General features: G+C 42.1%; 18 protein-coding genes. 3 read left to right on the top strand and 15 right to left on the bottom strand.

The window, feature by feature from the left end; all coding sequences use genetic code 11:
- The 5 genes from V7K62_RS24275 to V7K62_RS24255 all read right to left on the bottom strand — a co-directional run.
- A partial coding sequence (locus tag V7K62_RS24275; protein WP_334868579.1) for an FG-GAP-like repeat-containing protein occupies positions 1–683 on the bottom strand: 683 nt, incomplete at its 3' end.
- Between the two features lie 392 nt (positions 684–1,075).
- Complete coding sequence (locus V7K62_RS24270) at positions 1,076–1,855, bottom strand: superoxide dismutase (protein ID WP_334868577.1); 780 nt, start codon at positions 1,853–1,855, stop codon at positions 1,076–1,078.
- Positions 1,856–2,185: 330 nt separating this feature from the next.
- A complete protein-coding gene (locus V7K62_RS24265; RefSeq protein ID WP_334868575.1) occupies positions 2,186–2,560 on the bottom strand; it encodes a hypothetical protein in 375 nt (124 codons plus the stop codon).
- Positions 2,554–2,883, bottom strand: a complete 330-nt coding sequence (locus V7K62_RS24260; RefSeq protein ID WP_334868573.1) for a nucleoside triphosphate pyrophosphohydrolase family protein — start codon at positions 2,881–2,883, stop codon at positions 2,554–2,556. The genes V7K62_RS24265 and V7K62_RS24260 overlap by 7 nt, the downstream gene beginning before the upstream one ends.
- A gap of 61 nt (positions 2,884–2,944) precedes the next feature.
- Positions 2,945–3,571, bottom strand: a complete 627-nt coding sequence (locus V7K62_RS24255; protein ID WP_334868581.1) for a Uma2 family endonuclease — start codon at positions 3,569–3,571, stop codon at positions 2,945–2,947.
- Positions 3,572–3,732: 161 nt separating this feature from the next.
- Between V7K62_RS24255 and V7K62_RS24250 the strand changes: the two genes are divergently transcribed.
- Complete coding sequence (locus V7K62_RS24250; RefSeq protein ID WP_334868571.1) at positions 3,733–3,984, top strand: hypothetical protein; 252 nt, start codon at positions 3,733–3,735, stop codon at positions 3,982–3,984.
- Here the strand turns inward: V7K62_RS24250 and V7K62_RS24245 are convergent.
- From V7K62_RS24245 to V7K62_RS24230, 4 genes are read right to left on the bottom strand one after another with little or no spacing between them, the layout of a single operon-like run.
- A complete protein-coding gene (locus V7K62_RS24245; protein WP_334868569.1) occupies positions 3,939–5,036 on the bottom strand; it encodes an ABC transporter ATP-binding protein in 1,098 nt (365 codons plus the stop codon). The genes V7K62_RS24250 and V7K62_RS24245 overlap by 46 nt on opposite strands.
- Positions 5,037–5,087: 51 nt before the next feature.
- Positions 5,088–5,354, bottom strand: coding sequence for a hypothetical protein (locus V7K62_RS24240; RefSeq protein ID WP_334868567.1), 267 nt, complete (start codon positions 5,352–5,354; stop codon positions 5,088–5,090).
- Positions 5,347–5,517 (bottom strand): type II toxin-antitoxin system HicB family antitoxin, encoded by a 171-nt coding sequence (locus V7K62_RS24235; protein ID WP_334868565.1) that lies wholly within the window; start codon positions 5,515–5,517, stop codon positions 5,347–5,349. Before V7K62_RS24235 ends, V7K62_RS24240 begins: the two co-directional genes overlap by 8 nt.
- 25 nt (positions 5,518–5,542) lie before the next feature.
- Positions 5,543–6,271, bottom strand: coding sequence for a GUN4 domain-containing protein (locus V7K62_RS24230; protein ID WP_334868563.1), 729 nt, complete (start codon positions 6,269–6,271; stop codon positions 5,543–5,545).
- A 275-nt stretch (positions 6,272–6,546) separates the two neighbouring features.
- On the opposite strand from V7K62_RS24230, the gene V7K62_RS24225 reads away from it, so the two are divergent.
- Positions 6,547–7,968, top strand: a complete 1,422-nt coding sequence (locus V7K62_RS24225; protein WP_334868561.1) for an NADP-dependent isocitrate dehydrogenase — start codon at positions 6,547–6,549, stop codon at positions 7,966–7,968.
- A 189-nt stretch (positions 7,969–8,157) separates the two neighbouring features.
- Here V7K62_RS24225 and mtnA read toward each other — a convergent pair whose 3' ends face one another.
- The 5 genes from mtnA to V7K62_RS24200 form a co-directional block, all read right to left on the bottom strand.
- On the bottom strand, positions 8,158–9,219 hold the full coding sequence (gene mtnA / locus V7K62_RS24220) for an S-methyl-5-thioribose-1-phosphate isomerase (protein WP_334868559.1): 1,062 nt from the start codon (positions 9,217–9,219) through the stop codon (positions 8,158–8,160).
- A gap of 80 nt (positions 9,220–9,299) precedes the next feature.
- Positions 9,300–9,464: a calcium-binding protein gene (locus tag V7K62_RS24215; RefSeq protein ID WP_334868557.1), complete on the bottom strand. Its 165-nt coding sequence runs from the start codon at positions 9,462–9,464 to the stop codon at positions 9,300–9,302.
- A gap of 479 nt (positions 9,465–9,943) precedes the next feature.
- A complete protein-coding gene (gene dxs / locus V7K62_RS24210; protein ID WP_334868555.1) occupies positions 9,944–11,851 on the bottom strand; it encodes a 1-deoxy-D-xylulose-5-phosphate synthase in 1,908 nt (635 codons plus the stop codon).
- Positions 11,852–12,611: 760 nt separating this feature from the next.
- Positions 12,612–13,058, bottom strand: coding sequence for a hypothetical protein (locus V7K62_RS24205; protein WP_334868553.1), 447 nt, complete (start codon positions 13,056–13,058; stop codon positions 12,612–12,614).
- A 292-nt stretch (positions 13,059–13,350) separates the two neighbouring features.
- Positions 13,351–13,722 (bottom strand): hypothetical protein, encoded by a 372-nt coding sequence (locus tag V7K62_RS24200; RefSeq protein ID WP_334868552.1) that lies wholly within the window; start codon positions 13,720–13,722, stop codon positions 13,351–13,353.
- A gap of 111 nt (positions 13,723–13,833) precedes the next feature.
- On the opposite strand from V7K62_RS24200, the gene V7K62_RS24195 reads away from it, so the two are divergent.
- Complete coding sequence (locus V7K62_RS24195; RefSeq protein WP_334868550.1) at positions 13,834–14,082, top strand: hypothetical protein; 249 nt, start codon at positions 13,834–13,836, stop codon at positions 14,080–14,082.
- A gap of 7 nt (positions 14,083–14,089) precedes the next feature.
- Here V7K62_RS24195 and V7K62_RS24190 read toward each other — a convergent pair whose 3' ends face one another.
- Positions 14,090–15,052: an aldo/keto reductase gene (locus V7K62_RS24190; protein WP_334868548.1), complete on the bottom strand. Its 963-nt coding sequence runs from the start codon at positions 15,050–15,052 to the stop codon at positions 14,090–14,092.
- Positions 15,053–15,190: the final 138 nt, after the last annotated feature.

Here is a 15,190-nt window from a genome sequence, read left to right as displayed (position 1 = left end):
TCATTATCGTATCTGCCAGGGGCAGGAACATCACCAGCAACGCCCCATTGTCTAGTAACTGCTAGACCTGTAGAACTGTTAATTACATACCAAGTACCATTACTCGGTCGCCAGACTGCAAAATCAGTTTTACTATCATTATCATAATCGCCGGGAACGGGAATATCGCCACCGACGCCCCATTGTCTAGTAACTGCTAGACCTGTAGAACTGTTAATTACATACCAAGTCCCATTACTCGGTCGCCAGACTGCAAAATCAGTTCTACCATCATTATCGTATCTGCCAGGGGCAGGAACATCACCAGCAACGCCCCATTGTCTAGTAACTGCTAGACCTGTAGAACTGTTAATTACATACCAAGTCCCATTACTCGGTCGCCAGACTGCAAAATCAGTTTTACGATCGCTATCATAATCGCCAGGAACAGGAATATCGCCACCAACGCCCCATTGTCTAGTAACTGCTAGACCTGTAGAACTGTTAATTACATACCAAGTACCATTACTTGGTCGCCAGACTGCGTAATCAGTTCTACCATCATTATCGTAATCGCCGGGAACGGGAATATCGCCACCTACACCCCATTGTGTAGTAACTTCAGCTTGTGCTTTAAAATTTAAAATTCCCAGAAGTAATGGAACAGTTAAAGCAACCGTGAATAATTTGCAACCAATCTTCATGAGAAATCCTCCTTATAATCAAAATGACTCAACAGTGTTTTTATTCAAATTGGATATTTAAAGAAAGATTCTAAGTTTTATGCTTTGTGATGATGAAATCTGAAATTGTAATCTTATATTACTTTCGCCAGCAAAAGTAATTTAGCATGGCACGCATAAGATTACTTACAAGATTTGTTGAGATATATTGATGTTTATAACGTAAAATCAAACTATATTAAATTTCTAAAAATAAAAAAAATAACTGCAATGATTCAAGGAAACTAATTGTTAAAGCGAATCATTCTGAAAAGATGAATGACGATTAGCTGATCGCATCAAAAAACTGGCAGCAGAATATTATTTCTGTTGCCAGTTTTTAAGCGCCTGTAACTCTAAATTCTTGTCTGGTTTCAGGCAAGTTTACTTGCTGCTGCAAACCGCTTGTTAATCTCATCCCAATTAATCACGTTCCACCAAGCATCTAAATAATCGGCGCGGCGATTTTGGTAATTGAGATAATATGCATGTTCCCATACGTCATTACCCAGGATGGGATATTTACCTGCACTTAAGGGACTATCTTGGTTAGCTGTAGTTGTCACTTCCAACTTGCCACCTTTGTTACGTACTAGCCAAACCCAACCACTACCAAAACGACTAGCCCCAGCTTCATTAAACTGTTTTTTGAAAGCTGCAAAAGAGCCAAAATTTTGATTAATCGCGGAGGCTATATTTCCTGTTGGTTCTCCCCCACCTTTCGGCTTCATAATTTGCCAGAACATTGAGTGGTTAACGTGGCCACCGCCATTATTGCGTACTACTTTGCGAATATCTTGTGGTACATTGTCAAGTTTCTGCAACAGTTCTTCAACAGTTTTGCCTTTGAGTTCTGGGTGTTTTTCTAAGGCTGCATTCAGGTTTTTCACATAAGTTGCGTGGTGTTTATCATGGTGAAACTGCATCGTTTTGGCATCAATGTGTGGTTCCAGTGCTTCGTAGGCATAAGCTAAAAGTGGTAGTTGGATAGCCCCTGTTTTATCTGGTGTTGTATTTAGTGTTGTATTTGGTGTTGTATTGGGGGTTACAGTGTTTTTTTCAGGAGATTTCTCTGCCAATGCACAAGCATCTAAGGCAAAAGCACCTGCACCTGATGTGAGTAAGAACAAGAAATGCCGTCGATTAATAGTCATATAAGTTTTTGCAGCGAATCCATTAAGTCTGTATTTCAGTTTTTATTTTCTTAGATTCTGGCTACAAAAAATTGGTAATTTGCGATTATTTCTGGCAGTTTAAGAAACTTTTTTTAGACTTGTAATATTAATTACTAATATTCAAAACGTTATGTATTTTTACTTAAACTATCTTTTTACAACTAATCATAGGTTCGCACCCAACCACCAAAAATAAACCCCGTCGCCACAAGAGACGCTACGGGGTGTTAAGGCAATTATCGGATATTGGGTCATTAATCGAGGTCGTCAGGCATTCCAGCCACATTAAACTTTTTTCCTACTTTTTTTCTAGCTAACAAATATAGGCTGATCAACGCCTTCGGGTAACTGTAAATGAAACATATACTTATTTATGTTAGTAGGATCAGATGGGTCAACAGTACGCTTAATCCCGTATCCCTTAGTATCTCTTAAGTATTTACCGAAGAACGTTCGCGATCCTTCCCGTCCGGTTCCGATATTTATTCCCTTATTTTCAAATTCATCAAGCGTTGATCCTTCCATGAGTAAGGTAACAATTGTATACATTTGAGTATTTTTTTTAACAGACTTAAGTTCCTCCTTAGATTTAGGAGCAATATCGGCGTATTTGTCAACACTTTTAGTTGGCGTTTTCTTGACAACTTGCTCCCGTTTATCGTCAGTTTTATTTTCATCTAACATATCGCTACCACTACCCAGTAGAGTGCCATTTTTATATTTTGCAATTTCTCAATATTCATAGTCAGAATATCTTCAAAATCAATATCGAATTCTTTAGCTAGCAATACCAGATATGCACTCACGTCACCTAATTCTTTAGTCAAATTTTCTTTGAAGTTTTCAGCTTTAGCATCGCCTCTAAAATGCCGTTTGACAATTCCCATCACCTCACCAACCTCTTCAGCTAGTCCACTGCTGTAAGTTGGCAAGCCTTTATCAGTGCCAAATATAGGGTAGTGTTTACTGATTTCGATAATCTGATCTTGGTATTCATTGGGGGTCATTTTATTAATTCCTAGTTGTTTGAGGTTTTATATTTTTGGTGAAATGTCGGGAAATGAGTGTTTATGAATAACGCACTGAAAAAATTTGTTCAACAGTTAGATTTAAATCTGGAAATGCTGGCGACTCTATACGGTCGTCACCTCTAAACTGTTTACCACGATATTCACCCTCATCACTTAAAGAGTAAATTGTGATTGTTGGCTGTTTGGGATCGCCTATCAATTCCTTGCTACCCAAAGCAGCATAATCCACAATCCAATATTCTTGAATACCCATTTCTTCATAATCGGCAAACTTTTTATGATAATCATCTCTCCAGTTAGTACTCACCACTTCAATCACTAATGGAATTGAATCTGGTTTACTAAGGATAGATTGTTTCTCCCATAATGGTTCATTACCCAAATTAGAAAAATTCATTAATAAGACATCAGGATAGTAGCCTGACATTTTATTTTCTGGCTTCACTGTGGCGGTTTTAGGTATGCCGTAATAAAGTTTAAGACGAAGACACTCATACCCTAACATCATTGTTAAAAATGCTACTATTTGCTCGTGTTTGCCTGATGGTGGCGGCATTTGAATAATATCTCCATCGTGTAATTCATAACGAATGTTTTCCGGTTGTGTTTCTAAAAACTCTAAATATTCATCAAATGTAAATAGTTTTTGTAGTGATTGAATCATTATTTCATCCTGATTATGGATATAAACACTTCTCACTGCTGTAACCTGAAAATTGAGAGTTAACAGGGTGTAGCGGTGAAAGGTGAAAGTAAATCGGCATGGACGCGCCAAGGTTCTTACTCAGCAAGAGATACAGCAAATTTTCGCTATTGGGTTAACAAATGACCGCGATGGCTACGCCCGCCGCAGGCATCGCACGAGGCAAGGGCAAGGTCAGAGTTACGGTCAAAAATTGGATTAACGGCGGTGTGGTGATGATTCTGGATGCGATCGCTAACCTATTCCTCGCCACCAATTACAGCGATTGCCCCTACACCCCGTCACAGCGATCGCACACAAAACAATTATATTTTACGCTCCGAAGCGCTTATAATATTCTGTCCCCAGTTTTGGGATCAAACACAAACAAGTGATTTAAATCGAGTTGTAGAGAAAGGCGATCGCCTGGACGCAAACGCACATCCCCGCCCACCTGAATATTCAACACCACTACCGAACTAGGTAAACTAGCACGAATCAAAGTTTCCCTTCCCAAAGGTTCCACCACCTTAACTTCAACGGATAACAGTCCTGAGTTTTGAGTACTTAGTTCGGAGTCAGTATTAATTTTTATATGCTCTGGACGAATCCCCAAATCAAAACTGTGTCCCTGACGCAACTGTAAGTTTTCTTTTACATCTGCTGGAATTGCTAATAACTGTCCACTCACATCAAAACCATTATTTTGATAGATTGCAGGCAAAATATTCATTGGCGGACTGCCTAAAAAACTTGCCACCATCTGATTAGCGGGACTTGCATAAATAGTTTGGGGATCGCCAATTTGTTGAATCCGCCCGCGATTTAGCACGACAATTTTATCAGCCAAAGTCATTGCTTCAACTTGATCGTGGGTGACGTAAATAGTTGTAATGCCTAATTCTTGATGTAGCTGTTTCAATTCTGCCCTGGTATCATCGCGCAATTGGGCATCTAAATTAGATAAAGGTTCATCAAGTAAAAACACTTGTGGTTCACGAGCGATCGCTCTCCCTAATGCTACCCGTTGTTGCTGTCCCCCAGAAAGTTCTTTGGGTTTACGATCCAGCAGATGATCTAGAGAAAGCGATCGCGCCACATTCATCACCCGTTCTTGAATGATTTTTCGGTCAACCTGACGCATTTGCAAGCCAAAGCCGATGTTTTGCGCCACGCTCATGTGAGGATAGAGAGCGTAGTTTTGGAACACCATCGCCACATCCCGTTGTCTGGCTGGGATATTATTCACCAAGCGATCGCCAATAAAGAGTTTGCCAGATGTAGCGGTTTCTAAACCCGCGATCGTTCGCAAAATTGTCGACTTCCCACAACCCGATGGCCCAACTAAAACCCAAAACTCGCCATCAGGAATTTCAAAGGTAATGTCCTCAATAGCGGTAACGTTATTGAATCTACGCTTAATATCTTCTAGACGAACGTTTGCCATTATCTGATTTGATATTTTCAGTTTGGGATCTGCGGCACTTCCAACTCAGCACTAGGGGCTTTTGTCCGCCCCCTCTGAGGAACTGCGAGGCTGCTTTGTAAGTGCAGAAACTTGCTTTTCCTGCACAATTCTAATCAGAAATATTAGAGCCTCATTGACGGCATCAGCATTAGGAAAAACCTCTGCAACATCAGGTTCTAAAGGAATTGTTGTCTTACCAAAGCTCTTGCGTTCAACTCCGAACTTTCTGACTTTTAGGCTCTTTAAGTCATACTCTGATCGCAGACTACAGCATGAAACTTTTGACTTTTCAGACATCCTCTAAACAAAGTTCAATTACTTCTTTCATATTAGCCATCAACTGATCAATTGTTTCTCCCTGACTGTAACAGGCTTGTAGCTGAGGGACTTCTCCGACATAGTAGCCATCTTCATCCCGTTCAATGATCACGTAGAATTCTCGATTAGTGGGATTGATCATAATCTATTTGTACATAGGCTCAAAATCATTTTTCTGAATTCTTTGTCCAAGCAGGGTGAGAGAGTAAAGAAGCAAAGACTCGTACCCCCCGAAGTTGATTAGAGAGGGGTAAGTGACCTCTAGGCGCACTCAAATTCCAGGTAAACTCGTTGGGGTATCGCGTCCAGGTGTTACCTGCTTTCCAGCCAATTTTCGGCCAGAAATTCTCCCAGTTTTTACCCAAACTTAACCAGATTTCTCGCTGCACTGAAAAGCCAAATTTAGCTTCAGAGTGGATTAACCAGAGGTTGTTAATGGTTTGCAAGTCAACAGCCGAGACATTTTCTACCTCACTAAAATACAACCATTTTCGTTGTACAGCCGTTGTCCCTGATAGTTCACACATTTTTTCGATGGTGACGCGATCGGCTGCTTGGAAGTCTTGAACAGCTAGTAGCTGTTGCAAAGAATTGTAGTTAATCTTGGACTCTGATTTTAGAGGTACAATTCCCTCAGGAAAACAGGAGCGCAAAAATTCTTTGGCTTGAGGTGCATCAGAGTTGTAAAGGACTTGGTAAGCTTTGCCATCAATCCAAGTTGCTGGGTTCTCACGTCGTTTTAGTAAAAATTCCATCAACACGTCTAATCCCTCATTACCCAACTCAGCTAATTGTGGGATTATCTGCTGTTGGACTTTTTCAGACCCAGCGATTAACGGTCGTCGGAGGGAGTCGATGTCATTAGCAGGGCCTGATAAAATCATTGGGTCTGTCATGCCATTCTCGTTTTAGCGGTCAGTGAAAGAGCGGTAAGCTATCGGGCATTCTCCAAGGTGAAGCACTGATAGCGAAAAGTAGTTTACTATTTTTGATCGTACAAAATTGCGATCGCTTCACTGAATCCCACACTTAATCCCCAAATAATGTACAAGGGGAATAGGGGGAAAATCTGTGCCTTATGGCTTGGTGAACAAAAGACATAGCAAAATATACAAGCCTGCCACATAAGGTTTTTTTGAATAGCAGCGTATCGATTAGGAGTGTGTGAACGATGTACGAAAAGATTACCCCCCCCGCAGCCGGAGCAAAAATCACCTTCAAAAATGGTGAACCAATCGTACCGGACAATCCAATTATCCCCTTTATTCGCGGCGACGGCACAGGTATAGACATCTGGCCTGCTACCCAAAAGGTGTTAGATGCTGCGGTAGCCAAAGCATACAAGGGTCAGCGTCAAATTAGCTGGTTCAAGGTTTACGCTGGGGACGAAGCTTGTGATTTATACGGAACTTATCAGTATTTACCTCAAGACACTCTCACGGCAATTGAAGAATATGGTGTAGCCATTAAAGGGCCTTTGACTACTCCCATTGGTGGGGGAATTCGTTCTTTGAATGTGGCGCTGCGGCAAATTTTTGACTTGTATGCTTGTGTGCGTCCTTGCCGTTACTATGCAGGTACACCTTCACCGCACAAAAATCCCGAAAAGCTGGATGTCATTGTTTATCGGGAGAATACAGAAGATATTTATTTAGGCATTGAGTGGCGACAAGGTAGTGAAATCGGCGATCGCTTAATTAAAATTATCAACGAAGAACTGATCCCCGCCACCCCAGAACATGGCAAAAAACGAATTCCTCTTGATTCTGGTATTGGCATCAAACCGATCAGCAAAACTGGTTCCCAGCGCTTAGTCAGACGTGCCATCAAACATGCCTTGCTATTGCCCAAACAGAAGCAACAGGTGACTTTGGTGCATAAGGGCAACATTATGAAGTACACCGAAGGCGCTTTCCGTGATTGGGGTTATGAATTAGCAACCAGTGAATTTCGCCCAGAAACTGTCACGGAACGGGAATCTTGGATTTTGAGTAACAAGGAGAAAAACCCGAATATTTCCTTGGAAGAAAACGCCCGCCAGATTGATCCTGGGTTTGATAGTCTCACCGAAGAGAAGAAAGCGGAAATTGTCAAGGAAGTTGAAACTGTTCTTAACTCAATTTGGGCAACCCACGGCGATGGCAAATGGAAAGATAAAATTTTGGTGAATGACCGGATTGCTGACAGTATTTTTCAACAAATCCAAACTAGACCGGATGAGTATTCAATTCTGGCGACGATGAACTTGAACGGCGATTACTTGTCTGATGCCGCCGCCGCCATTGTTGGGGGATTGGGAATGGGGCCAGGGGCAAATATTGGCGATGCTAGTGCCATATTTGAAGCTACCCACGGCACCGCCCCCAAACACGCCGGCTTAGATCGGATTAATCCTGGTTCACTGATTTTGTCTGGTGTGATGATGCTGGAATTTCTAGGTTGGCAAGAAGCCGCAGACCTAGTTAAGAAAGGTTTAAGCGATGCGATCGCAAATAGTCAAGTCACCTACGATTTAGCCCGGTTGTTAGAACCACCAGTTGAACCCTTAAAATGTTCGGAATTTGCCGAGGCAATTATTCAGCATTTTGGTTAAGTCTCATAGCCTCTGAGAAACCTCACCCTGGTTTTGCCGAAGCAAAACCTGTCCCTCTCCTTACTAAGGAGAGGGATATCTGATCGGACAGGGTGAGGTTTTTCTTTTGTTTGAGGTAATTCGATCACTTGTCTATACACCGTAGGCTTCTGGGGACGGAATATAAGGAAAGAGGTTCATCGAACTCAATTACACTAATTGCTTTAGCTGTGATTTTGCTAATTCATGAGGTGCGATCGCTCCATTTTCTGTAATGATGGCTGTAATCAACTCAGCCGGAGTCACATCAAAAGCTGGGTTGTAAAAATCTACACCCGCAGGTGTGAGAATGGTATCACCAACTTGATATATTTCTGTGGGATCGCGTTCTTCAATGGGAATTTTGCTGCCATCGGCTAATTCAAAATCAACGGTGGAAAGGGGTGCAGCTACAAAGAAAGGTATATTATGGGCTTTAGCTGCGATCGCTACACTATATGTACCAATTTTATTGGCACTGTCACCGTTAGCAGCAATGCGATCGGCACCCACAACTACAGCATGAATCAAACCCTGTTTCATGCAATGGGCTGCCATATTATCAGTAATTAATGTCACTGGAATGCCTTCTTGCACACATTCCCAAGTGGTGAGTTTTGCACCTTGTAAGCGGGGACGGGTTTCATCGGCAAATAAACGTTCTAAACGTCCTTCCCTCCAAGCCGAACGCACAACACCTAAAGCAGTGCCATATCCTGCGGTAGCTAGCGCCCCAGCATTACAGTGAGTAAGAATCGTCAGCTTTTCTGGGGTAGTGGGCAAAACTGCTAAACCATTGTCGCCGATTGCTTGACAGGTTTGCAAATCTTCAACGTTGATTGCCTGGGCTGTTTGGAAAAGGGTTTGCTTAATTTCTTCTACAGTTCCCAGCGTTTCGTTGGCAGCTTTGATCATCCGGCTAATTGCCCAAAATAAATTTACCGCCGTTGGACGAGTAGAACGCAACAACTGGGCTACTTGATCTAAGTGTTGCAAAAATTTGGTGCGATCGCTTGTTTCAATTTCCCTTGCACCAAGATACATTCCATAAGCCGCAGCCACACCAATTGCTGGCGCACCTCGCACAATCATGGTTTTAATCGCCCGCGCCATATCTTCACTGCGGTGAATTTCTACAAATGTATATTCGTTGGGTAAGCGAGTTTGGTCAATTAGTGACACTGAGTTGTTGTGCCAAATAACGGGATAAACCTGGTTTGTAGAAAGTGTCATAGAAAGAGGTCGTTAATGGATAGGCAATATTTTTTACTTTAATACACATTGATGATTTCATTTTCAAAACCAAAATTCAGTTAACTATTTTTAGCTCCAGATAAGGTATCACTTCCAGCACCACCTAATAATTGATCGTTTCCACCTAATCCAGAAAGGGTATCATTACCGTTTAAGCCTTGAATAGTATCATTTCCAGAACTGCCGACTAAATTATCGTTATTGTTTGTTCCTTGAATAGCCATAGTTTTACTGTACTTTTTTGGGTTTAAAATGTGCAGACAGAAGTTGACATATCATGTAATAGATATTACATGATTTTTTTGAAGTCAATAATTAATATTAAAAATTAATTATTATGTTGTTCTTCACTCTCAATCAATCTATCGAAATTCGGTTTGATTTTTGAAAAAGACCACGACAAAATACGGGGTTAAACTTCATTCGTCGAACCCATGAAAACTATAAAGCGATCGCCTGCTACTAAATTGATACTGCGATTGAATTGATGGTATAAGAATCTTACTAATTAACTAGATTAAGTATACAGATAAGGAAGCGATAAAAGTTAATTCAAGTAATTATTTAGTACCTAATGATTTTCGGTAATTTACTAAGGTTTAACCGAAGATCATATTACGGATATTAAACTTGCCGTTTTCATAAGCAAATCGCCCACACCTGAGTTCACAAGTGTAGGCGATTTATTACTACAAAGAATTAACTAAACAACAGCAGATACTTGCTGCTTAAAGAAAGCTTGCAATACTCTCTCTGCTATTTGATGGCTTGTTAAACCTAATTCTGTTTTAGATTCATTGGGTTCAGCGTGATCTACTAACACATCTGGCACACCGAATCGCTTGACAGGAACCAGAATTTCTGCATCCATTAAGGCTTCGGCGATCGCAGAACCAAACCCACCCATGATACAACCTTCTTCTAAGGTGACAACCCGGCCGATTTTCTTAGCCAAAGGCAAAATCAACTCGGTATCCAAAGGCTTAACGAAACGGGCATTAATTACAGTTGCTTCAATGCCGTGTTCGCTGAGAATTTCAGCGGCTTGCATTCCTGGATAGACCATTGTGCCATAAGCAACGATTAACACATCATCACCTGTACGCAGAATCTCGCCTTTGCCGATTTCCAAAGGTTCCCAACCTTCTTCCATCAGGGGAACGCCGTAGCCATTGCCACGAGGATAACGCATCGCAATCGGCCCACTGGTATGATTAACGCCAGTGACTATCATGCTTTGCAGTTCTGCTTCGTCTTTGGGGGCCATGATTGCTATGTTGGGAATGCAACGCAGATAGGCAATGTCATACATACCTTGGTGGGTGGGGCCATCAGCACCGACAATTCCTGCCCGATCTAAGCAAAAGAATACTGGCAGGTTTTGGATGCAGACATCGTGAATTATCTGGTCGTAGGCGCGTTGCAGGAAGGTAGAATAAATAACCGCAACGGGGCGCATCCCTTCGGTTGCCAGTCCTGCTGCTAGGGTGATGGCGTGTTGTTCTGCAATGCCAACATCAATATATTGATTTGGCAGTTTTGCTTGAAGTTTATCTAAGCCTGTCCCCGTTGCCATCGCGGCAGTAATCCCAACGATTTTGGGGTTTTGTTCGGCAAGTTTCACCAGAGTGTGAGAAAAGACTTTGGCATAAGCCGGGGGTTTGGGTTTATTAGAAGGAATGGCTTTGCCAGTCGCGACGTTGAAGGGGCTTTGGGCGTGGTAGCCAACTTGATCTAGTTCGGCAATTTCATAGCCTTTGCCCTTGATTGTTGCCACATGTACCAAAACTGGGCCTGGTATCTGATGTGCTTGTTGGAAGGTGGCAATCAATTCTTCGAGATTATGCCCATCCACTGGCCCAATGTAGGTAAAGCCGAGTTCTTCAAAAACTGCACCTACCTTCGGAACAGCCAAACGCTTCATACCTTCTTTGATGCGTCCGAGTTCGGGTGAGAGGGATTCGCCAACGAAGGGAATTTGCTTTAACTGTTCCTCAAGATTATCTTTAATAAATTGCACCGGTTGGCTGAGGCGCATTTTGTTGAGATAGCGGGGAATTGCGCCGACGTTGCGAGATATGGACATGTCGTTGTCGTTGAGAACAACCAACAGGTTAGTTTTCGGCATGTGTCCGGCATGGTTGATGGCTTCTAAAGCCATGCCGCCAGTCAGTGCCCCATCGCCAATCACAGCAACGGCTTTAAATTTTTCACCTTTCAAGTCTCGCGCTAAAGCCATGCCCAATGCTGCTGAAATACTTGTAGAAGCGTGTCCAGCCCCAAAGTGGTCAAATTTGTTTTCACCCCGTTTGAGATAACCTGCAACTCCGTTTTTTTGTCTGAGGGTGTGGAAGCGATCGTAGCGTCCTGTAAGCAGTTTGTGGGGATAAGCCTGGTGTCCTACATCCCAAATCACTTTATCCCGATCTAAGTCCAGTGTTTGGTAAAGTCCTAGTGTTAATTCGACAACACCCAACCCTGGCCCCAAGTGTCCACCATTAACTGCTACTGTTTGGAGATGCTTATCTCGAATCTGACGGGCAATCTGTTGTAGTTGGCGAACAGATAAACCGTGCAACTGATTAGGATGGGTGATTTCGCTCAGATGCATATTATAAGGTTTTCCTCTCTAACTTCGAGTATCGGTATTTTGATTTTCCCACGGTCGGGTTGTCCACAGAATCAAACTCTTAGATTGTTACTAAGTTGTAGCGGAAAGTATAACTTCTTAATTGATAATGGTGAAAAGTTTGTTGACCATTAACAATTCGTCAAATAAGGTTGCAATCAGTTCAAGTTATAACACATTTTCCCATGAGTAATGCTACTTAAAAATTGTCTGCGATCCGTATAGAAAAACAAGTTTTTTAGGAGCAATTTGCGGAAATCGCCTAAGTAGATTACTCAATTTTGCCCTCTGAAGTTATTACAAAAGAAGGTTAAATATTTTATTTATAACTATATATCTAGCATAACTGCTGGTAAATATTTAACAATAGTTTCTTCTCTTCTTCAGTGACAACAGCTAATTTTTATCAGCGATCGCTATTTCACCTAGACACAAAAAGTATGTATCTAAAGCTACTTGATTATTTTATCTAACTTCATTTATTTATTAAATATTCCTCTGTCTCCTTAAGAGTCTCCGACTGGAAACGAGGCTTTAACTAAAATCCCCTGTAAGGACGTAGAGCTAGCTGTGCTACCCTACCATCATGGTTTAACTACCTGAAAATTGCTGTAATAATATTGACGTAACCTGAGACTTTCCGAAATTATTCGTGAACAACAAGATTTCCGACTTCTTTAAGAAGTCGGAAATTTAAAGCTTTTGATTTTCACAAATCCAATAGGATTGCTATATCTATTCTCTACTTACCAAAAGCATCTTTGATGTTCTCAACAGTACGTTCAACAACATTCTTGGTGTTGTCTACTGCTTCTTTAGTCCGAGATGCATCTTCGTCTGCTCTTTTCTGAATTGTAGCGGCATCTTTCTTGGCTTTGCGCTCAATAAAGCTACCATTGTCTGTTGATTGGTCAACTTTATTGGCATTGCTCTTGGCAGCTTGCTTAACTTTATCTGCCGTCTCATCAATGAAATTTTTGGTTCGTCCAGCATCTCTACTGGCTTTTTCTTGAGCGCGATCGCCCTCATCTGAGGATGCAATCAAGGTTGCGGCAGGATCAGCCATTGCTGAGGTGTTCGAGAAAAATGCACCTTGCCAAACGAAAGCGATCGCTAGCATACAAAACAGTGTTGTAACCATCCAGCGTTTTACCGTAGAAAGCTGTTTTGTAACATAATTCAGTTTCATAGAATACAAGCTCGTATGATTTAGCATACTATTTTTACTTCATTTAGCTGATTAGCCATATCGATCCCTAGATAGAAGTTTTAGCGTCAATAGTTATGAAACTAATTCACTATTTTGATAGATTGAATTTTGAGTAAAGATTATTCCTGCTAATCAAAGGTCGAATTAAACAGTTTACAGATTTTGGAGATGAGCGTAGACGCGTAGCGGCTTGTCGTTAGACATCGTGCTTAGACAAAAGTTAGCGATCGCCCTTCAGTTAATTAACTTGCGATCGCTTCCAGGGGGGCGGTTACGCCATCGCAACTGACTTTTTACGATTGGGACGCTTGCGTTCTGATTTTTTCTTCAGTCCAACTGCTTGGGCTTGATCGCTATCTGAGCCATATTCCCCACGAATTACTTCTTTCATGGCTAATACAGCATTGTGAAATTCCCACTCTGCTAATCGCGCAGTATCGGCAGCAGCACGATATAAAGTTAGTTTTTCAGTTTGGGCTTGTTGTTGCGCCAACATAGCTTGATAAGCTTGCTGTAAGTTTGCTACAGACGCATCAGCACGGGTTGTGTTGTATGTGCTGATAGTTTGCAAGCCGTGCAATGAGTTTATATCTTGACTAATTAACTGAGAAGGCAAACGCCGGGTTTTATCTTGGACGGGCATATATGCATACTGCTATAGGGTATACCTTTAATGTGCCCATTACAACAAAAAATCTAACAGTCAAGTGAGATTTTTAAATAGAACAAGGTTAAAAAAGGCGTGAGTTAATTTTTGCACGTCGAAACAATGGCATTGTCAGTCGAAACAATGGCATTGTCAGTCGAAACAATGGCATTGTTAGCCGGAACAATGGCATTGTCAGTCGAAACAATGGCATTGTCAGTCGGAACAATGGCATTGTTAGCCGGAACAATGCCATTGCAGGAGGTTACATTAGATAGCGTGGCGATCGCAATTACTAAACTGGAAGATGCTTTATTGTTGTATCACCCTGTGAACTTCCTCCACAGACAACACTAAGAAGGCATCACGCTGACATCAATTGCTGGATGCGCTGTGGTTCTTCTCCCAGCCAATCTGGGTTTTGGGCAGTGCTGTCGAAGATTGATGAGGTTTTGAAAGGCTCAAACTCGCCGCGTGATGCCGCTTCTGCCGTTTTTGCTAAGAGCGATCGCACTTGCTCGTCGTTCATTGGCTGGAACGTCCGCACTGCTTCAAAGGCTTGCTCTAAAATCTCCATGCTGTCAATTCCGGTAATCACAACCGATGTCGGCAGATTCAAAGCATAGTGTAAACATTCAATTGGCGTTACAGTCTTTGACCGTAAAAGAATACCATTTGCCAAGCTTTTCATTCCCAAAACGCCGATGTTTTGTTTAACAAGTTCTGGCACAACCAGCTTTGCAAAGCTCCGGTAATGGGCATCCATCACATTCAGCGGCATCTGGACTGTATCAAATTTAAACCCGTGAGCAGCGGCAACTTCTAGCGTATGTAGATGAATATGGGGATCTTTGTGCCCAGTGAAGCCGATGTATCGGAGTTTTCCAGCTTCTCGCGCCTCAATGAAGGCAGCATTTGCCCCTTCTGGGTCGAAAATTCGATGAGGATCTTCGTATCGAATCATTTCGTGATGCTGAACAAGATCGATGCAATCAACTTGCAGACGTTTGAGTGATTCGTCTAATTGTTTTGTGGCTTCTTTCTTAGAGCGACCATCAATTTTCGTCATCAGAAACACCTTATCCCGGTAGCGATCGCGCAGCGCTTTGCCCATGCGAATTTCGCTGACTCCACCGTTGTAATCCCAACTGTTATCCATAAAGGTGATGCCGCGATCGATGGCTGTTCTCACAATGCGGATAGCCAGTTGCTCATCAACGTGCTTCAAGGCGATGTGCCAACCACCCAACCCGATGGCGGAAACTTTCTCTCCTGTGCTGCCGATAACTCGGTATTGCATTTCTGAATTTGACGTAGTTTCTGACATGTGTTCTCCAAGTCTTTCAGCTATTACTCAAGTATATATAGGACTAGTATTTGATTTTTGAAATGCACGTAGTGGACTGTCTAGGCTTTAATAGTGGATTAGACGTAGACTTTTGTTGGGTGGAGGCTTTGCGTAACC

The sequence above is a fragment of the Nostoc sp. genome, from assembly GCF_036917935.1.
GTDB lineage: Bacteria > Cyanobacteriota > Cyanobacteriia > Cyanobacteriales > Nostocaceae > Nostoc.
This window is presented reverse-complemented; position numbering and strand designations above follow the sequence as displayed.